The 19,062-nt window shown below is 64.8% G+C and carries 20 protein-coding genes and 1 tRNA gene; 17 read left to right on the top strand and 4 right to left on the bottom strand.

Features of this window, described 5'->3' with window-relative positions:
- Window positions 1–40 precede the first annotated feature (40 nt).
- Window positions 41–1,258 (top strand): molybdopterin molybdotransferase MoeA, encoded by a 1,218-nt coding sequence (locus tag ACSBQT_RS00535; RefSeq protein WP_410710079.1) that lies wholly within the window; start codon window positions 41–43, stop codon window positions 1,256–1,258.
- A 32-nt stretch (window positions 1,259–1,290) separates the two neighbouring features.
- The gene (locus ACSBQT_RS00530; RefSeq protein ID WP_410710078.1) at window positions 1,291–2,496 is read left to right on the top strand and encodes a ThiF family adenylyltransferase; all 1,206 of its coding nucleotides are present in this window, start codon (window positions 1,291–1,293) and stop codon (window positions 2,494–2,496) included.
- Window positions 2,497–2,528: 32 nt separating this feature from the next.
- On the opposite strand, the gene ACSBQT_RS00525 is transcribed toward ACSBQT_RS00530, so the two are convergent.
- Both ACSBQT_RS00525 and moaA read right to left on the bottom strand, forming a co-directional pair.
- On the bottom strand, window positions 2,529–2,774 hold the full coding sequence (locus tag ACSBQT_RS00525; RefSeq protein ID WP_410710077.1) for a MoaD/ThiS family protein: 246 nt from the start codon (window positions 2,772–2,774) through the stop codon (window positions 2,529–2,531).
- Window positions 2,775–3,863 carry a GTP 3',8-cyclase MoaA gene (gene moaA / locus ACSBQT_RS00520; RefSeq protein ID WP_410710076.1) on the bottom strand — a complete coding sequence of 363 codons (1,089 nt, stop codon included), beginning with the start codon at window positions 3,861–3,863 and terminating at the stop codon, window positions 2,775–2,777. It abuts the gene before it with no gap.
- A 41-nt stretch (window positions 3,864–3,904) separates the two neighbouring features.
- Between moaA and ACSBQT_RS00515 the strand changes: the two genes are divergently transcribed.
- The 13 genes from ACSBQT_RS00515 (at window position 3,905) to gluQRS (ending at window position 15,429) form a co-directional block, all read left to right on the top strand.
- Window positions 3,905–5,113 carry a molybdopterin molybdotransferase MoeA gene (locus ACSBQT_RS00515; RefSeq protein WP_410710075.1) on the top strand — a complete coding sequence of 403 codons (1,209 nt, stop codon included), beginning with the start codon at window positions 3,905–3,907 and terminating at the stop codon, window positions 5,111–5,113.
- A complete protein-coding gene (gene moaC / locus ACSBQT_RS00510; protein ID WP_410710499.1) occupies window positions 5,110–5,580 on the top strand; it encodes a cyclic pyranopterin monophosphate synthase MoaC in 471 nt (156 codons plus the stop codon). Before ACSBQT_RS00515 ends, moaC begins: the two co-directional genes overlap by 4 nt.
- A complete protein-coding gene (locus tag ACSBQT_RS00505; protein ID WP_410710498.1) occupies window positions 5,577–6,008 on the top strand; it encodes a molybdenum cofactor biosynthesis protein MoaE in 432 nt (143 codons plus the stop codon). Before moaC ends, ACSBQT_RS00505 begins: the two co-directional genes overlap by 4 nt.
- Window positions 6,005–6,406 carry a TOBE domain-containing protein gene (locus tag ACSBQT_RS00500; RefSeq protein WP_410710074.1) on the top strand — a complete coding sequence of 134 codons (402 nt, stop codon included), beginning with the start codon at window positions 6,005–6,007 and terminating at the stop codon, window positions 6,404–6,406. Before ACSBQT_RS00505 ends, ACSBQT_RS00500 begins: the two co-directional genes overlap by 4 nt.
- Before the next feature lie 95 nt (window positions 6,407–6,501).
- Entirely contained in the window at window positions 6,502–7,266 is a 765-nt protein-coding gene (modA, locus tag ACSBQT_RS00495; RefSeq protein ID WP_410710073.1) for a molybdate ABC transporter substrate-binding protein, read from the top strand.
- A gap of 2 nt (window positions 7,267–7,268) precedes the next feature.
- Complete coding sequence (locus ACSBQT_RS00490) at window positions 7,269–8,966, top strand: ABC transporter permease (RefSeq protein ID WP_435000567.1); 1,698 nt, start codon at window positions 7,269–7,271, stop codon at window positions 8,964–8,966.
- A gap of 29 nt (window positions 8,967–8,995) precedes the next feature.
- Complete coding sequence (locus tag ACSBQT_RS00485; protein ID WP_410710071.1) at window positions 8,996–10,684, top strand: AMP-binding protein; 1,689 nt, start codon at window positions 8,996–8,998, stop codon at window positions 10,682–10,684.
- Window positions 10,685–10,809: 125 nt separating this feature from the next.
- Window positions 10,810–11,562, top strand: a complete 753-nt coding sequence (locus tag ACSBQT_RS00480) for an amino acid ABC transporter ATP-binding protein (protein ID WP_410710070.1) — start codon at window positions 10,810–10,812, stop codon at window positions 11,560–11,562.
- Between the two features lie 45 nt (window positions 11,563–11,607).
- Window positions 11,608–12,507 (top strand): glutamate ABC transporter substrate-binding protein, encoded by a 900-nt coding sequence (locus tag ACSBQT_RS00475; protein ID WP_410710069.1) that lies wholly within the window; start codon window positions 11,608–11,610, stop codon window positions 12,505–12,507.
- Window positions 12,508–12,577: 70 nt separating this feature from the next.
- Entirely contained in the window at window positions 12,578–13,240 is a 663-nt protein-coding gene (locus ACSBQT_RS00470; protein WP_410710068.1) for an amino acid ABC transporter permease, read from the top strand.
- A complete protein-coding gene (locus ACSBQT_RS00465) occupies window positions 13,237–14,079 on the top strand; it encodes an amino acid ABC transporter permease (protein ID WP_410710067.1) in 843 nt (280 codons plus the stop codon). Before ACSBQT_RS00470 ends, ACSBQT_RS00465 begins: the two co-directional genes overlap by 4 nt.
- Window positions 14,080–14,173: 94 nt before the next feature.
- Window positions 14,174–14,494, top strand: coding sequence for a GNAT family N-acetyltransferase (locus ACSBQT_RS00460; protein WP_410710066.1), 321 nt, complete (start codon window positions 14,174–14,176; stop codon window positions 14,492–14,494).
- On the top strand, window positions 14,491–15,429 hold the full coding sequence (gluQRS, locus tag ACSBQT_RS00455) for a tRNA glutamyl-Q(34) synthetase GluQRS (protein ID WP_410710065.1): 939 nt from the start codon (window positions 14,491–14,493) through the stop codon (window positions 15,427–15,429). The genes ACSBQT_RS00460 and gluQRS overlap by 4 nt, the downstream gene beginning before the upstream one ends.
- Before the next feature lie 44 nt (window positions 15,430–15,473).
- On the opposite strand, the gene ACSBQT_RS00450 is transcribed toward gluQRS, so the two are convergent.
- Complete coding sequence (locus ACSBQT_RS00450; protein WP_410710497.1) at window positions 15,474–16,643, bottom strand: glycosyltransferase; 1,170 nt, start codon at window positions 16,641–16,643, stop codon at window positions 15,474–15,476.
- Between the two features lie 42 nt (window positions 16,644–16,685).
- Window positions 16,686–17,597, bottom strand: a complete 912-nt coding sequence (locus ACSBQT_RS00445; protein ID WP_410710064.1) for a DMT family transporter — start codon at window positions 17,595–17,597, stop codon at window positions 16,686–16,688.
- 256 nt (window positions 17,598–17,853) lie between these two features.
- Here ACSBQT_RS00445 and ACSBQT_RS00440 point away from each other — a divergent pair.
- Both ACSBQT_RS00440 and ACSBQT_RS00435 read left to right on the top strand, forming a co-directional pair.
- A tRNA-Asn gene (locus ACSBQT_RS00440) sits at window positions 17,854–17,926 on the top strand.
- A gap of 109 nt (window positions 17,927–18,035) precedes the next feature.
- Window positions 18,036–19,052, top strand: a complete 1,017-nt coding sequence (locus ACSBQT_RS00435; protein WP_410710063.1) for an LLM class flavin-dependent oxidoreductase — start codon at window positions 18,036–18,038, stop codon at window positions 19,050–19,052.
- The last annotated feature ends 10 nt before the right edge of the window (window positions 19,053–19,062 follow it).

Raw genomic sequence — 19,062 nt, 5'->3', positions numbered from 1 at the left:
GACGAATCGCAAGTAGGATCGGAGCGAGGGAAGGACATCATTGGACCCAGAGGAGTACTGCGAGCTCATCGCCGCACTGGCACCGAACCTGCACACCGAAACGACGCCGGTACGCAGTGCTCTCGGGCGCACCAGGGCAACGGATATCACAGCTCCACGATCGGTGCCCGGCTTCGCCGCCTCGGCGATGGATGGGTTCGCCCTCGACGGAGATGCCCTCAACTCCGCCCGCGACGGCAAGTCCATTCGAGTCGTCGGCGACACTCCCGCCGGACATCCCGCCGTCACTCTGCAGACGGGATGCGCGGTGCGCGTAATGACGGGCGCTCCCGTTCCCACCGACGCCGAGGCGGTCGTCCCCGTCGAGCTCACCGATGCTCAGCAGACCGGGCCGGCGCCCGACGCCATCAGAATCGATTCCCTGCCCGAGACAGTGCCTGCGCAGTGGAATATCCGCGCGATCGGCGAGGACATGAGCCGGGGCGACATCGTCCTTACCGCGGGGCAGCGGATCACCTCGGCCGGAGTCGGCGTGCTGGCGATGCTCGGCGTCACCGAGATCGACGTGGTCCGGAGGCCCCGCATCGGTCTGATCGTCACCGGAGACGAAATCCAGGGCACCGACCAGACAGGCGAGAGCCGCACCGAGGCGGCCACCGCCGCGATCTTCAACTCGAACCTGCCGATGCTCGCCGCCGCCGTCCGCGGCTTCGGTGCCGACCCCGTCGAAGTCACGTGCAGCGACGACGCCGACGAGCTGCGCGGTGTGCTCACGACGATGAGCACCGAGGCCGACCTCGTGGTGACGACCGGAGGTATCAGCGCCGGTGCCTTCGAAGTCGTCCGTCAGGTCCTGGAACCCGACCATTCGACATTCCGCCGACTGGCTATGCGACCCGGATCGCCACAGGGATTCGGGTTCTACGGCACTCTGCCGCTCATTCATCTGCCCGGCACTCCACAGGGAGCTTTCGTCGCCTTCCACCTCTTCGTCGGCTCGCTGCTGACAGGAAAGCTTCTGCGGCAGAGATGGAGGAAGGGAATTCTCGCAGGCCCCGACCTGCGACCACACGGAAACGCCGTCACGTTCCGTCCCGGCACCTTCACCGAATCGGGGGAGATCCTCCCCGCCGACCGGGCCAAGCTTCCGAACTTCGCCACGGCCGATGTGATCATCAGAATCCCTGCCGGCACCGATGCCCCGCGTGGTTCAGCAGAATTGTGCGCAGGCACGGCGGTCGACTACCTCGAGTGCTGATGCCGTCCGCCCTGTCGGATTAGGATGGGGCCATGTCCACTTCACCCCTCGGCCCTGCCGACCGGACCCGCTACGCACGGCAGATCCGGCTGTCCGGATTCGGTGAGAGCGCGCAGGCGTCGCTGCTCGACTCGCAGGTGCTCGTCATCGGTGCCGGGGGACTCGGTGCCCCGATTCTCAGCTACCTCGCGGCCGTGGGCATCGGCACGATCACCGTGGTCGACCCCGATATCGTCGAACTGAGCAATCTGCATCGACAGGTCATCCACACCGAGGCGGCCATCGGCACTCGTAAGATCGATTCCGCTCAGCAGCGGATGAACGGGATCAATTCGTCGATCGAGGTCCGCACGATTCCGCAGCTGCTCACTCCGGACAACGCTCTCGAACTCTTCGCAGGCGTCGACATCGTCGTCGACGGCAGCGACAACTTCGCCACCCGCTACCTTGCCAATGATGCCTGTGAGATTCTCGGAATCCCGCTCGTCTGGGGAACGATCCTCGGCTTCGACGGCCAGGTCGCCGTCTTCGATGCCGAACGCGGCGCCACCCTGCGCGACCTCTACCCTGAGGTTCCCGCTCCGGGCAGTGTGCCCGACTGCTCGGTCGCCGGAGTCCTCGGGCCCCTGTGCGGAAGCATCGGATCCGCCATGGCGATGGAGGCCATCAAGGTGCTCACCGGCATCGGGACACCGCTGATCAACAGCGTGGCGATCCACAGCAGCCTCGACGCGGGCTGGGAGACGGTCCCGGTCCGGCCGATCCCCGGCAGGCCTCCGGTCACTGACCTCGAGCAGCATCGCGGCGACTATGCCCAGCACACGTTCGACTCTCTGAGCACCGACGGCGACACGGCAGAGAGTGCAAAAGGCTCGACCACAGGGGAGGACCGTCTCGGGCCGGCCACCGTCACCTGGGCGGAGGTCGAGTCCGGCTCCATCCTCGTCGACATCCGCGATGACTATGAGGTCGCCTCGGGGATGGTCCCCGGTGCCATTCACATTCCGATGGACGAGCTGCTCGACGATCCCAGCCGCCTGCCGACTGCCAACACAACAGACACGCCCGCCATTTCTGACGCTGCCCCCGCACGGCCGCACGGGATCGCACTGTACTGCCGGTCGGGAGTGCGCTCGGCGAAGACCGCTGCGCAGCTGCGTTCACATGGCATGGCAGTGACGTCGGTCAACGGTGGATATCTCGCCTATCTGTCGCAGCCGGCTCCACAGCAGAGCTGACGAGGCTTCAGCCGATCTCGCCGATCAGGGCCTCACCCGCCGGCGAACGGGGGGAGGACATCGACGGTGTCACCGTCGGACAGTTTCGCGGACCGATCGGTGGCGGCCACGGAATTGACGAGGAAGCTCGAGCGCGACAGCACGGTCGCGGCTTGGGGGTCGGCCGCCTCGGCGAGGGTCGTGACGAGCTCATCGACGGACCCGGCATGGATCTGTGATTCGCGGGCCCCGAAGGCCTCCCGGGCTGCGGCGAAGAACCGAACGGTGATGGTGGGCACTTATCCTCCGATGGCGCTCATGGGTCGTTGCGGCTGCTCGAACGAATCCGTGTCCATCCCATGACCGGCGAGCTTCTTCCAGTGCGCACCCTTCCACAGGTTCGCGATCGATTCGTCGGAGGCACCATCGCGCATCGCGGTGAGCAGATCGACCTCGGTGCGGGAGAACAGGCAGGTGCGCACACGTCCTTCCGCGGTCAGCCGGGTGCGAGTGCAGTCGGCGCAGAAGGGACGCGTGACCGAAGCGATGATGCCGACGGTGCCGAGGATCGTATCGGGACGGCGTCGATCGGCGACGAGGAACTTCTCGGCCGGGGCGCCGTTGCGCGGGGCCGAATCCGGGGTGAGGACGAATCGGGGTTCGAGGAGGGCGAAGATGTCGGCGGCGGTGATCATCGACGTCCGCTCCCAGGAATGTCCGGCGTCCAGGGGCATCTGTTCGATGAACCGCAGGCTCAGATCCTGTTCGAGGCACCACTGCAGCAGATCAGGCGCCTGTGCATCGTTGACTCCCGGCAGCAGCACGGCGTTGATCTTCACAGGCTCGAGGCCGGCGGCTTTCGCCCCGTCGATGCCTTCGAGCACCCGCTTGAGGAACGGGCGCCGGGTCATGGTGGTGAAGGTCTCCGGATCGATCGTGTCGAGAGAGACGTTGATGCGATCCAGTCCCGCCTCTTTCAGCCCAGCGGCGCGTTTGTCCAGACCGATCGCGTTGGTCGTCAGGGCGATGTTCGGTCGCGGTTCCAGTGCCGCGACGCCGGCGATGATCTCGTTGATGTCCTTGCGGGTCAGGGGTTCGCCGCCGGTGAACCGGACCTGGTCGACGCCGAACTTCTCCACGGCAATGCGGACGAAGCGCACGATCTCGTCACCGGACATTGCCGAGTCGCGGGACATGAATTCGACGCCCTCTTCCGGCATGCAGTAGGTGCAACGCAGATTGCAGAAGTCCGTGAGGGAGATGCGGAGGTCCCGAGCCCGCCGGTCGAAGGTGTCGAGCAGCGAGTCCTCCTTATGGGCGGTGAACTCCTCGCCCGGGTCGACCGTCGGAGTTCTCAGCACCGGCATGGGCAGGCCGATCTTCTCCATTGCGTCATCCTCCTTGAAAAGCGTGTCGATATCATCGTCCCATGACTACTGCGAAGATGCATCGTGAGCGCATATCCGAGATCATATCGCCGCTGACCGGTCCGGTGAGCCTGCCGCTGAGTTCGCTGCTGGATGCGCCGAGGCGACTGACCGCCGATGTGGAATCGCCGATCGATGTGCCCGGCTTCGACAACTCGAGCATGGACGGCTATGCCTTGGCCGCGGCCACCGTGGAGGAGATGCGGCACCGCCCGATTCCCGTGCACGGCCGCGTCGCCGCAGGAGCACGTGGTGAGGCAGTTCGACCAGGCACCGCAACCGAGATCATGACCGGGGCACCGCTGCCGCAGGGTACCGATATGGTCGTCAAGATCGAAGACACCTCACCGGGACGCTTCGGTGCCGAATCCATCACCCTCGACGCTCATGCGGAACCGCGCCCGGGAGCATTCGTCCGCCCCCGCGGCTCTGACGTGAGCGCCGGTCAGACCGTGCTGAGCGCGGGCACCATGCTGACGCCCGCCCACCTCGGCGTGGCCGCCGCGTGTGGAGTGAACGAACTGCCCGTGCTCGGCCTGCCACGCGTGCTCATCGTGAGCACAGGTGACGAGATCGCCGCCGAGGCGGCCGCCGGAATCAACGACGCGAACTCAGTGACGCTCTCGGCCGGGCTGCGCCGCCTCGGCGTCGAAGTCGATGTCGCCTTCGTCCCCGATGATCCGCAGCAGCTGCTCGACCGAGTGCGGCGCAGCGACGCACAGCTCGTCATCTCCACCGGCGGAATCTCCAAAGGCGCTCACGAAGTCGTCAAGCTCGCAGCCGAACTCGATGCCGAATCCGCGATGGTCTTCGAACCCATCGCCATGCAGCCCGGCGGACCACAGGGATGCGGGCGTCTGGCAGACCACGCCTGGGTCGCGCTGCCCGGCAACCCGGTGAGCACCCTCATCAGCTTCGAACTGTTCATCCGTCCCGCGCTGCTCGGCCTGGCAGGCGACGCAGCGCCCCGCGAAGTCGCCCACCACCGCCTGGCCCACGGGTTCGATGAGACCCCGCCGGCCGGGAAGCTCCAGGTCCGCCGTGCCCGGCTCACTGAGGCGGGCCTCGAATTCGTCGGCGATTCCCGTTCCCACCTGCTCCACAGCTACGCCGAGGCGACCCACCTCGTCTTCGTCTCACCCGACGAACCCGGACCGGACAACCCATTCTCACCCGCGGGGGATAGGCTGATGACGTGGAAGATCGCATGAAGCTCTCGCACGTCGACGAGACCGGAACCGCCCAGATGGTCGATGTCGGCGACAAAGACGTGACCAAACGCCGGGCGGTGGCCACCGGGACCATCACGACCCGCAGCGAGGTCATCGACATGATCGCCGAGGCGGGACTGCCCAAGGGAGACGCCCTGCCCGTGGCGCGCATCGCCGCAGTGATGGGGGCGAAGCGCACCAGCGACCTCATTCCCCTGTGCCATCCGCTGCCGCTGACCGGAATCGACGTCGAATTCGCACTCGGCGACGATCGTGTGACCATCACCGCCGCAGTGAAGACGGTGTCGAAGACCGGAGTCGAGATGGAAGCCCTGACGGCCGTGACCACGGCCGCGCTGACGATCTTCGACATGATCAAGGCCGTGGACAATCAGGCCGTGATCAGCGATATCAAGGTCATCGAGAAGTCAGGCGGAAGGAGCGGAGATTGGACACGAGAGTCATGAGCACCGGAACCGTCGTGACCACGGGAGTCGTCGAGACCCCGGTTTCGACCCAGGCACTCGAACCCGAAGTCCTCACCGACACCTGCGGCGCAGTCGTGAGCTTCTCCGGCGTCATCCGCGACCACGACGAGGGCCGTGGCGTCAGTTCCCTGCACTATGAGGCCCACCCCCTCGCGGCCGATCAGATCGCCGAGGTGGCCGCCGACATCGCTGCCCGCCACGCCGAGGTCCGCCTCTCCGTCGTCCACCGGGTCGGCGACCTCACCATCGGAGACGTGGCTCTGGCCGCCGTCGTGGCCTCGGCCCACCGGAAGGACTCGTTCCTGGCCTGTTCCGAACTCATCGACGAGGTCAAAGCCCGAGTGGCGATCTGGAAGCACCAGCACTTCGCCGACGGCAGCGACGAATGGGTGGGAGCCCTCGAATGACTCAGCTGCGCATCAGCGAGGCCGCACGGTTCCTCGGCGTCAGCGACGACACGGTGCGCCGGTGGGTCGCCGACGGGCGGCTCACCTCGCTCAAGGACTCCTCGAACCGTGCCGTCGTCGAAGGCAGGGAACTCGCCGAACTCGCGCAGTCGTCCGCGGCCTCACTCGCCGACCCCAGCGGCGTTATGAGCTCCTCACGCAACCGCTTCGCCGGACTCGTCACTGACGTCAGCATCGACGGAGTGATGGCCCAGGTGAGCATGCAGTGCGGTCCTTTCCGCGTGGTATCGCTGATGTCGGCCGAAGCCTGTCGTGAACTCGAGCTCGAACCGGGAAGTCTCGCGACCGCCTCGGTGAAGGCGACGATGGTGTCGATCGACACCGTCCCGGGTTCATGAATCGCAGCCGACTCTTCCCCGCAGCACGACACATCCGAGTCTCATAATCGGAACTGAAGTCGACACGAAGCCGCATCTGCGGGTTCAATGGGTGTATGAAGAAAACCCTGCTGGGGCTCTGCACCGTCGCAGCCCTGACCCTGACCGCCTGTTCCTCGGGATCGGACTCGGGGCCCGAAGTGGACCAACCGGAAGAGATCACCGTCTTTGCCGCCGCTTCGCTCACCGAAGTCTTCGAAGACGTCGCCGATAAGTACAAAGCCGCCGATCCGAGTGCACCCGATGTGAAGTTCTCCTTCGCCGGATCGTCCGACCTGGTCTCCCAGATCTCCGAAGGTGCCCCCGCCGACGTCATCGCCACCGCTGATGAGAAGACGATGGACACGCTGGAGACAGACGACCTGCTCGCCGGCGAACCTGAGACGTTCGCTTCGAACACACTCACCATGGCTGTGGCCGACGGCAATCCGAAGGCGTTCAAGAGCTCCCAGGACTTCCCCGGCAACGACCTCGTCGTCTGCGCGCCCCAGGTGCCCTGTGGAGCCGCGACGGAGAAGTGGGCCGACCTCAATGACGTCGAACTCGATCCGGTCAGCGAAGAGAACTCGGTCACCGACGTCCTCGGCAAGGTCAGCGCCGGACAGGCCGATGCCGGAATCGTCTACGTCACTGACATCGCCCGTGGAGACGGCAAGGTTCAACAGGTCGACCTCGACGGCGCAGACAAGGTCATCAACAAGTACCCGGCCGCCACAGTCAGAGCCAGCGAGAACCAGGACCAAGCCGATGCCTTCGTGAAGTTCCTCGGCTCCGACACGGCTCAGAAGCTGCTGCGCGACGCCGGATTCGCCGCAGGCTGACCATGCCCGCGCAATCCTCGAACCGTTCGAAGGCATCCCCGTCCCTCTCGCCGAGGAGGCTCAGATCGGATTCGCTCATTCCCGGCTGGTTGTGGCTGCCCGCCGTCATCGGCATCGTATTCCTGCTCCTGCCGATCATCGGCATGCTCACCCGAGTCGACCCGCAGAGTCTGCTCGCCGTGATCACGGCCGAGGAATCGCGGCTGGCGATGAAGCTGTCCCTGCTGACCTCGGTGATCTCGGCCCTGGTCAGCGTCGCCCTCGGGTTCCCGCTGGGCTACCTGCTCGCGACCAAGGACTTCCGCGGGCAGCGGATCGTGCGCACCCTCATCCTGCTGCCGCTCGTGCTTCCACCGGTGGTCAGCGGTCTGGCACTGCTCTACACCTGGGGGCGCTCGGCCGTGCTCGGCGGCGCCGCGGAAGATCTCGGACTGAGCCTGGCCTACACCACCTCGGCGGTGATCATGGCCCAGATCTTCGTCTCGCTGCCGTTCATGGTCATGTCGGTCGAGACCGCAACCACGGCTCTGGGGCGTCGCTTCGAGCTCACCGCCGCCGAACTCGGGGCGAAACCCGACCGCGTGTTCTTCACGGTCACGCTGCCGCTCCTGCGCAACGGCATCACCACTGGCGCCGTCCTCTGCTTCGCTCGCTCCCTCGGTGAATTCGGTGCCACCCTGACCTTCGCCGGATCCCTCTCCGGCGTCACTCGCACGATGCCCCTGCAGATCTACCTCGTCCGCGAATCGGATCCGCAGGCCGCCATCGGCCTGTCCCTGCTGCTCATCGTCATCGCCGTGGTCATCATCGTCCTAGCGTACCGATCCCCGCACGCCCCCCGCCTCCGCCCGACACCCCGGACGGTGAAGTCCACGCTCGCCGAGGCGGCCACCCCGCCACCGCGCCATGACCGGGCACAGGGTGCTCCGATCACATCCGGTCCACCGTCCGGAGGGCGTCTGAGCACCGCGGTGGAACTTGCCGAGCGGGGAATCGCTCTCAACTTCACCGTCCCCGTCGGGGGGACGACCGCGATCATCGGGCGCAACGGCGCCGGCAAATCGAGCCTGTTCCACATCCTCACCGGAGCGCTGCGCCCCGACTCCGGACACCTGCGCATCGGTGACGACGCGATCTTCGATCTGGACGCCGGGCACTGGCCGGCCATCCACGACCGCGGCATCATCCATCTGGCGCAGAACCCGCTGCTGTTCCCGCACCTGAGCGTCATCGACAACGCGAGCTACGGTCTACGCGCTCACGGCATGGCCCGCGGGCCGGCCCGGGAACGGGCGCAGGACATGCTCGACCGCCTCGGCGTCGGTCACTGTGCGCAACGGCGACCCGAAGCGGTCTCGGGCGGCCAGGCCGCACGCATCGCTCTGGCCCGCGCCCTCCTCGTCGATCCGCGGCTGCTTCTGCTCGACGAGCCCCTTGCCGCACTCGACGTCGATGTGCGCGTCGAGACCCGTCAGGTGGTCGCCGAACTCCTGGCCGATCGCAGCGCACTGCTCATCACTCATGACATCGACGACGTCAGCGCGCTGGCCGATGAGCTCGTGCTCGTCGAAGACGGAGCGGTGGAACTGTCGGCCCAGGTAGGGCACGTCGATCCAGGGCAAGCCGGAGCAGGGGAGGACTTTCTGCGGAGCTTTTGCATGATGGACCACGACGGCATAGTGTGCAATCAGTCACATTGAACCACTGACATTTCAAGGAGCACAGCGCCGTGGCCGAACTGTCCTATTCCTCCGGTATCTCCACCGAACCCCTGCTCGGGATCACCATCGGAGAGCACTTCAAACGCATCGCGACTGCGAACCCCGATGCCTTGGCACTCGTCGACCGGAAATCGAACCGGCGGTGGACGTACGCGGAGTTCGACGCCGACACCGATGCACTGGCCGTGGGACTGCTCGAACGCGGCGTGAAGAAGGGCGACCGAGTCGGGATCTGGGCGCAGAACGTTGCCGAATGGGCCCTCGTCCAGTACGCGACCGCGAAGATGGGCGCCATCCTCGTCAACGTCAACCCCGCCTACCGCAGCCACGAACTCGAATACGTGGCCAAGCAGTCCGGGATGACGCTGCTCATCTCGCAGGTCGTGGCACCCCCGCATTCGGATTTCCACGCCATCGGCACCGAGGTAGCTGCGAAGGTCCCGGCACTCGACCTGGTGTTCCTCGACACCGTCCCCGAGGACCTCATCGGCGGCGCGAACATCGGCGAACGTCAGTCCTTCGCCCGCCTCATCGGACACGGCAGGCAGCTGCTGGCCGACTCGGGCGCGAAGTACGGCGTCCGCCTGCAGCAGGTGATGGACGACCTGTCGGCCGATGAGCCGATCAACATCCAATACACCTCAGGCACCACCGGATTCCCCAAAGGCGTGACGCTCAGCCACCACAACATCCTCAACAACGGATTCTTCATCGGCGAGACGCTCTCATACACCACTGCTGACACCGTCGTCGTGCCCGTGCCCTACTACCACTGCTTCGGCATGGTCATCGGCAACCTCGCCGCACTCAGCCACGGGGCGGCGATCGTGCTGCCCTCACCAGGCTTCGACCCGCTGGAGACGATGACCGCCGTCACCGAGGAGAAGGCCACCTCCCTCTATGGTGTGCCGACGATGTTCATCGCCGAACTCGAACACCCGCAGTTCTCCGAGTTCGATTTCTCGAGCCTGCGCACCGGCGTCATGGCCGGGTCCCCGTGCCCGGTGAACACGATGCGCAGAGTCATCGACGATATGAACATGTCGGAGGTCGCCATCTGCTACGGCATGACCGAAACGGCACCCGTGTCGATGATGACCCGCGTCGACGACTCCCTGGAGAAGCGCACCCAGACGGTCGGGCGCGTGATGCCCCATCTCGAGATCAAGATCGCCGACCCGGTCACCGGACAGACTCTCCCGCGCAGACAGAAGGGCGAATTCTGCACCCGCGGCTACGCGGTCATGCTCGGATACTGGGAGCAGCCCGACAAGACGGCGGAGACGATCGACGCAGCTCGGTGGATCCACACCGGCGACCTCGCGATCATGGACGAGGACGGCTACGTCGACATCTCCGGTCGCATCAAGGACATGGTCATCCGCGGCGGCGAGAACGTCTATCCGCGGGAGATCGAAGAGTTCCTCTACCACCACCCGGCCATCCGCGACGTCCAGGTCGTCGGGGTCTCCGACGAGAAGTACGGGGAGGAGCTCATGGCTTGGGTGATCCTCAAGGACGGCTTCGAATCCCTGAGCGCCGAGGAGGTGCGGGAGTTCTGCTCCGGCAAACTCGCCCACTTCAAGATCCCCCGCTACGTCGAGGTCCGGGATTCCTTCCCCATGACGGTGTCGGGAAAGATCCGCAAGATCGAACTTCGCGAAGAGGGCGAGAGGATCGCACACGCCGCCGTCTGAGGCCCAGCCGCGATCCGGAACCGAACTGCATTCGGATCGAGCCTGAGATCACAAGTCGGTTGCAGTTCGAACCCGACCGGGCATGAGTTTCTCTTGCGTGCCCGAATTCACTAGGATCATTGTTCATGAGAGCTGAATCACCACCGCCACTGGTGTCCTTGAGCAATGTCGAGAAGCACTACGGCGACTTCCACGCTTTGAAGAACGTCAACCTCGATATCGCCGAACGCGAGGTCGTCGTCGTCATCGGCCCCTCCGGGTCAGGCAAATCGACCCTGTGCCGGACGATCAATCGGCTGGAGACCATCACCTCCGGCAGCATCACGATCGACGGCAGCGAACTGCCCGCCGAAGGCGCGGCCCTGGCTCAGCTGCGCTCCGACGTCGGCATGGTGTTCCAGGCCTTCAACCTCTTCGCCCACAAGACGATCCTCGAGAACGTTACGCTGGGACCGATCAAGGTGCGCAAGATCCCGAAGGCCGAGGCGGACCAACAGGCGATGGCGCTGCTCGAACGCGTCGGCGTCGCCCACCAGGCCGACAAGTATCCGGCTCAGCTCTCCGGCGGGCAGCAACAGCGTGTTGCAATTGCCCGGTCTCTGGCGATGAAGCCGAAGGTGATGCTCTTCGACGAGCCCACCTCGGCGTTGGACCCGGAGATGATCAACGAAGTCCTCGATGTCATGGTCGGACTCGCCGAGGAGGGTATGACCATGGTCGTGGTCACCCACGAGATGGGCTTCGCGCGCAAAGCCGCCCATCGCGTGGTGTTCATGGCCGACGGGGAGATCGTCGAAGTCGCCGAACCCGAGGAGTTCTTCACGAACCCCCAGAGCCCCCGAGCCAAGGACTTCCTGTCGAAGATCCTGACCAACTGACACCACCGCTTTCAATCAGCACCACCTCACTCACAAGGAGAGACCATGAAGAAGCTCAGACTGGCGGTCGCCTCGGTGGCCATCGGAATGCTGGCACTCAGCGGCTGCGGCCAGGGCGGAACCCCGGACGCACCTGCCGACGGCGACGGCGCCAAGGCAGAAGCACCCGAATACACAGTCAACGAGAGCGCGGACATCGCCGACTCGAAGACATGGAAGGCCGCGAAGGACGCCGGTGAGATCACCATCGGTGTGAAGAAGGACCAGCCGGGCCTCGGCAACGTCTCGGCCGGCTCTGAACAGCCCGAGGGCTTCGACATCGAGATCGCGAAGATGGTTGCCGCACAGCTCGGATTCAAGCCTGACCAGATCAAGTACACGGAGACGGTCTCGGCCAACCGCGAGCCGTTCCTGCAGCAGGGCAACGTCGATCTGGTCGTGGCTACGTACACGATCAACGATGAGCGCAAGAAGGTCGTCGACTTCGCCGGACCGTACTACGTCGCCGGCCAGGATCTGCTCGTCGCCGAGGACTCCGATATCGCGGGACCTGAGGATCTCGACGGCAAGAAGGTCTGCTCCGTCGACGGTTCGACCCCGGCGCAGAACATCAAGGACAAGTACAAGAAGGCCGAACTCGTCACCTATGACGCGTACTCGAAGTGCGTCACCGACCTGCAGTCGGGCTCCGTCGACGCGGTGACCACCGATGACGCGATTCTGCGCGGCTATGCCAAGCAGTACGAGGGCGAGTTCAAGGTCGTGGGCAAGCCCTTCACCGAAGAGCCCTACGGCGTCGGTCTGCCCAAGGACGACAAGGCCCTGCGGGACGCGGTCAACGATGCTCTGGAGAAGGGCATGGACGACGGCGATTGGAAGAAGGCATTCGAATACACCCTCGGATCCACCGATGGTGTCGACATGCCCAAGGTCGACCGCTACTGACCCAGTCCACAGATTGACATGATGCGAGGGCACCGACAGCGGTGCCCTCGCATCGATTAAGGAATCTGCCATGGATTTCCTGGAGCTTCTCCAGATGTTCCTCTCCGGCGCGTGGGGAACGATCAAACTCTTCACCGTCGCCCTGATCGGATCGATGATCCTCGGTACGGTGCTCGCCGCGATGCGTGTCTCACCGACCCCTGTGCTGCGCATCGCCGCATCGACGTACATCAACGTCGTCCGGAACACTCCGCTGACGCTCGTGATGTTCTTCTGTGCGTTCGGACTGCCGTTCCTTGACATCCGATTCGGGTCGACGAGTTCGTTCAACTCCTTCGTCTACGCCACGATCGCTCTCATCGCCTACACCGCGTGCTTCGTTGCGGAGACGCTGAAGTCGGGAATCGCGACGATTCCCGTCGGGCAAGCTGAAGCCGCACGCGCAGTGGGCCTGAGCTTCGGCCAGACCTTGAGCGAAGTGATTCTGCCGCAGGCGTTCCGCACGGTCATCCCGCCCCTGGGCAGTGTGATCATCGCGATGCTCAAGAACACCTCCATCGCCTCGGCGTTCAACAACCGAGAGCTGATCTCCGCGATGCGCAATGCCATCGAAATCCGCGGTGACCTCGTCATCCCGATCTTGTTCGGCACCGCCTTGGCCTATCTGATCCTGGCTCTGCTGCTCGGCCGTGTCTTCGACTACCTGGAGAAGAAGCTGGTGATTCTGCGATGAGCGCTCCCACTCAAGTGCTGTTCGACGAACCGGGGCCGAAGTCGCGCCGGAACAACATCATCCTCTCGATCGCGTCGCTGATCGTGCTGTTGGCACTCGTTGCATTTGTGATCTGGAAGTTCGCCGACGCCGGTCAGCTCGCACCCGAGAAGTGGTACCCCTTCACCTTCGCGCAAATTCAGACCGTCCTGCTCCAAGGCATGCTCGCGACCCTCAAGGTCGCGGTCGTGGCATCAGTCCTCGCGTTGGTGGTCGGAGTGGTCTTCGCCCTTTTGCGGCTCTCACCCAAGAAGGTCATCTCGGTCCCCGGAACGATCGTCCTCGAATTCTTCCGCGGCGTGCCCGTGCTGCTGCTCATCTTCGCGATGTTCCTCCTCTTCGGCAACGAGATCGGTTCCTTCTGGTCGGTCGTCTTCGGCCTGACCCTCTACAACGGAATGGTGCTGGCCGAGATCATCCGTGCAGGCATCCTCGCCGTCCCCACCGGGCAGCGTGAAGCGGCCATGGCGATCGGGCTGCGCTCGGGACAGGTGATGAGTCTGGTGCTCATGCCGCAGGCGCTGCGAGCGATGATGCCGACGATCATCGCTCAGATCGTCGTGCTCCTGAAGGATTCGGCTCTGGGCTTCATCGTCACGTATCAGGACCTGCTCTACCAGGTGAACCTCATCGGCCGAGAGTACAACAACCTGTTGCCGACGTTCATCGTCGGGGCACTCCTGTTCATCATCATCAACATGATCGTCGCCGGGTTCGCCCGCTGGCTCGAATCCCGACTCCAGCGAAAAACGACCGCCGACACCGAGGCGGATGCTCTGACCTCGAAGATCATCGACTGATTCCCCGGTTGCGAACAGGGCCCGGTCGACAGCGACCTGGCCCTGTTCGACCATGTATCGTTCACATAGGAGTCGGCCATGAAGGAGTGCATCAATGCCACAGCCTCAACTCAGCCCCACACCGGTTCGAATGGTGAAGAACATCGACCGCGAACGGTACGAGCTGTTCACCGATGAGAACCCGGGAGAGTTCATCGGGTTCCTCGCCTACCAGGTTATCGATGACCACACTCTGGAACTCCAGCACACGATCATCTCCGAAGGCTTCTCCCGACGAGGCTTCGCCCGTACCCTCGTCACCCAGGTGCTCGACCTCATCCGGGCCGACGGGTCGACCATCGTGCCGACCTGTTCGTACGTCCAGGACTACCTCGAGCGCTTCCCGCAGTACGGCGATCTCGTGTCCCCTCAGTGACGGAGAGACAGCAAGGCGGCGGAGCGGGCCGTTTCGCTCCGAGCCCGAGCGGTGACCTCCACATCGGCAATATCCGCTCCGGACTGCTCAGCTATGTGCGTGCCCGGCAGACAGGCCGGCGGTTCGTGTGGCGGATCGAAGACCTCGATCGGGTGAAGGCCGGAGCAGCCGACTCACAGCTTCAGGTCTTCGCCGACCTCGGCGTCGTCCCGGACGAAGCTCCTCTGGTCCAATCCGAACGCACTGCCGAATACGCCGCCGCGATTGCGAGGCTGGAGGCGGACGGACTCGTCTACGAATGCTATTGCTCACGCAAGGACATCGCTCAGGCCCCGAGCGCACCGCACGCACCACCCGGGGCGTACCCGGGGACCTGTCGCCGTCTCGGGGAAGAAGAGCGCGAGTCCGCCCGACTGAGGCTCGAAGCGAGCAATCGGCGCCCGGCGCTGCGTCTGCGCGCGGACAACCGAGTCCACAGCATCGACGATGTGCTGCTCGGCCGGGTGGAGGCCGTCGTCGACGATCTCGTGCTGCGGCGAGGTGACGGTGTCTTCGCCTACAATCTCACCGTCGTCGTCGATGATGCAGCGACCGGAATCGACGAGATCCTGCGCGGCGACGATCTCGCTTCTTCGGCACCCCGGCAGGCGTACCTGGCACGGCGGCTTGGTCTGCCCGAACCGGACTGGGTGCATGTTCCACTGGTGCTCAACGACAGTGGTCAGCGGCTGGCCAAACGCGATGGAGCGGTGACCTATCAGCAGCTGCGCGGCCTCGGCTGGACCAATGAAGACGTCTTCGCCTGGATGCAGCAGTCACTGGGATTCGACGGAGACGGTGCCCCGTGGAGATCCGTCGACGATATGGTCAGGGACATCGACTTCGCTCGGATGGCGACGACGCCGACGGTCTTCATCCCGCCTGCGGGCTCCTAGGGCCGATTCCGCTCAGGCCGTCTCCTCGTCAGGCCGATGCTTCATCAGGCTGCGGACGAGTCGACGGCGTCTCGGATGACGTCGTCGTAGATCGCTTCGAAGGTGTCGAGGGTGTATTCGATATCGTGTTTGGCCACGACATCGAGCGACGCCTTCGACATGGCATCGAGTTCATCATCGGGCATTCGGCAGATGCGGGTGAAGCGATCCGCCAGCGCATCCGTGTCGCGCGGCGGAAACAGGTACCCGTTGACTTCGTCGCGGACGAGGTGCGGCAGGGCCACAGCATCGGCGAGGACCACAGGTTTGCGCGACGCCAGTGCCTCCAGCGTGGCGATGGACTGCAGCTCAGCGGTCGACGGCATGCAGAAGAAGGTGCAGCGCTGGTAGGCCTCCATGAGCGCCTTGTCACTGATCTTCCCGAGCACATGCACTCGATCGGCGATGCCGAGTTCGGCAGCCAGCTGCTTCAGCGGCTCCTCCTGGTCACCGCCGCCGGCGATGTCGGCTTCGAGCCCGAGCGCGGGATCGGTCTTCGCCACAGCCTCGACGATGTCGGCGGCGTGCTTCTCCGAGGAGAGCCGACCGACGAAGAGAACACGTGGGGGAACGGCCCGCGACGCGGCGCAGTCGAGTTCGCGCAGATGAGCAAAGCGTTCCAGATCGATCCCGCAGGACACTGCCCTGATGGGCGAGGAGAACCCGTTCTCGGTGAGCAGATCGGCGGCCAGCTGCGTCGGAACCGTGATGAAATCGGCGGACTGGAACTTCCGGCGCAGATCCCACCAGGCGATGGCGGTGCCGCCGTCGAGAACGGCCTTCGGAGCTTTGAGATAGGGGCGGACATTGTCGGGCATGAAGTGGTTCGTGGCCACGACAGGGATTCCGCGCCTGATCGATTCGGAGAACGCATAGCGGCCGATGACGAAGTGCGCCTGAGTATGCACGACATCGGGGCGGACGCTGTCGAGGAGCCGCGAGAGCTCGGGCCTCGTCTCCCACGGCATGCAGATCATCCACGTCGGGTGCAGGGGCCACCTGTGAGCGGTGAGTCGGTGGACGGTGACCCCGTTCTCGACACTGACCGAGGGTTTGCCCGTGGCCGAGGGGCAGGCGACGTGGACGTCGTTGCCACGTGCGGCGAGACCTTCGGCCAACCGTTCGGCGAATTTCGCGGCACCGTTGACTTCGGGGGCGTACGTCTCCGCCGGGATGAGGATGCGGCGTTTCGGGGTGGGACGGTGCGCAGACAGGATTCAGCTCTCCTCGGTGTCGGTCATGGTGTCGGAACGGCGGGCGTTCCTGCGCTGAGCTTCTCGATCTCTGACATCGGGATGATACCGCGACAATACAACGACGGCTGCGCAGGCGACCACTCCGGTGAGCGAGATGAGGATGATGAGCCAGACGGGGGAGTGGGCCGCCTCGCCGAGGACGACGGTGCCGAGGATGACGGCACCGATCGGGTCGATGACGGTGAGACCGGCGATGACCATCTCCGGGGGGCCCGCGGCATAGGAATTCTGGACGAACAGGGACCCCAGGGCCACGGCCGCCAGCAGCGCCGCGACATTGATCCAGGTGACCTGGTCGAGTCCGGCCTGGAGGAACTGGACGCTGACAAGGTGAGCGTTCGTCGCCACACAGGCGAACAGCAGGCCGGCGGCGATGATGAGCACGAGCTGAGGGGCGTGGCGGAAGACCACCACGATCACCAGCCCGACCGCCACGGCGACGGCGGTGATCCAGAACAGCGGCATCGCATCGGCTCCGAGGTGGACCTCCGACTGTGCCGTCGTCGCCGAGAGCGCGACGAAGAGCGTCACCCCGGCGGTACACCAGACGACTGACTGAACGAGTCGCCTGTTGACCTTGAGCCCGCGGTGGCGGACACCGAGCAGCACCGAGACGATGAGTGAGAATGCTCCGATCGGCTGCACGACCATCACCGGAGCCAGCGCCAGGGCCACGAAATTGCCCGTCGTTCCCACTCCGAGGATGATCAGCCCGAGCAGCCACCGACGATTGCGCAGCAGCTCGGTGAAATGGGCCCAGCTGAGTCCGTTGTGGGAGTCATTCTGCCCGGCGACCGCATCGTGCTGATACAAGGCGCCATAGGCCAGTGCCACGGCCGCGAGGACGGCGAGGGCGATTGCCACTATGGTCACGATGAGTCTTCCGGTATCGACGGTGTGGAGGTGGGGAGCGGATCGCTTCGAGTCTATCGCGCGGGGCGGCGGCGGAGATGGCCGCAGACTGTGTTTGTCCTGACTGTAAGGCAACCCTGCGGCGACGGGTGGGGAAACCCTCAGCGCTGTGGCCGAAGCACCCTCAATGCTGTGAGCTAAAGCACTCGTCACGGTTTTGTTCGCCGGCCAGGAGATTTGCTAAGCTGGAACACACGTCCGCAGGAAACTGCGGCATTCCTCCGTAGCTCAGTTGGCAGAGCATTCGACTGTTAATCGAAGGGTCGCTGGTTCGAGCCCAGCCGGGGGAGCAGCCAAGGTCCCGTCCGTGAGGACGGGGCCTTCGTCGTTGCCGACATTGCGCTCTGTGTCGTCGACGTGGACGGGGAATAGGCTCTGCACGCGGCGGGTTCAACTGGCATGAAGTCTTTCGGATTCCTCAGTTTCGGTCACTACGACAACGCTGGCGACCTCGACGCTGGGCGGATGCTGCGCGATGCGGTGGAGATCTCCGTCGGTGCCGACGAGCTCGGCGTCAACGGTGCCTACTTCCGAGTCCACCATTTCGCGACCCAGGCGGCCTCTCCCATTCCGCTGCTGTCGACGATCGCCGCGAAGACCAGCAACATCGAGGTCGGTACCGGGGTCATCGACATGAGATATGAGAACCCGCTCTACCTCGCCGAGGAGGCCGCCGCCCTCGATCTGCTCTCCGACCAGCGAGTGGCGCTGGGCATCAGTCGCGGATCCCCGGAGCCGGCCCTGCGCGGTTGGGAAGCCTTCGGCTACGAGGATCCCACCGAGCCGAAGGCCGCGAACATGGCCAGGGAGAAGTTCGATCGGTTCCTCCGGGCCATCCGCGGCGAGGAACTTGCCCCGGCGGATCCGCAGCAGTTCGGTCCGGGGAAGCGTCTGCGCATCGAACCGCATTCCCCTGGCCTTGAACGCCGCATCTGGTGGGGAGCTGGATCCGCATCCACCGCCGAATGGGCGGCACAGCAGGGTGTCAACCTGATGAGTTCGACTCTGCTCACCGAGGCGACCGGCGCCGCATTCGGAGACCTGCAGGGCGAGCAGATCGCCAGGTACCGTCAGGCGTGGAGCGCCGCTGGTCACGAATGGACTCCGAGAGTGTCCGTCAGCCGCAGCATCTTCCCGATCACCACCGACCTCGACGACCTCTACTTCGGTCGGCGTGGGGCCGGCCAAGGGGATCAGATCGGCATCATCGACGACACACGCTCGACGTTCGGCCGTGCCTACGCGGGTGAACCGGACCAGCTGATCGACGAGCTCAAGTCCGACCCGGCGATCGCGGCGGCCGACACCCTCATGCTCACCATCCCCAGTCAGCTCGGCGTCGACTACAACCTGCACATCCTCGAGTCCTTTGCCCAGCACGTCGCGCCGGCCCTGGGCTGGGCTCCTGCCGGATAATGCTGAGACG

Origin of the sequence: Brevibacterium sp. H602, from assembly GCF_051172395.1 — a bacterium.
In the GTDB taxonomy this organism is placed as follows: Bacteria; Actinomycetota; Actinomycetes; order Actinomycetales; family Brevibacteriaceae; genus Brevibacterium.
Note: the sequence above shows the minus strand (reverse complement) of the source record. Positions and strands in the feature narration are given on the sequence as shown.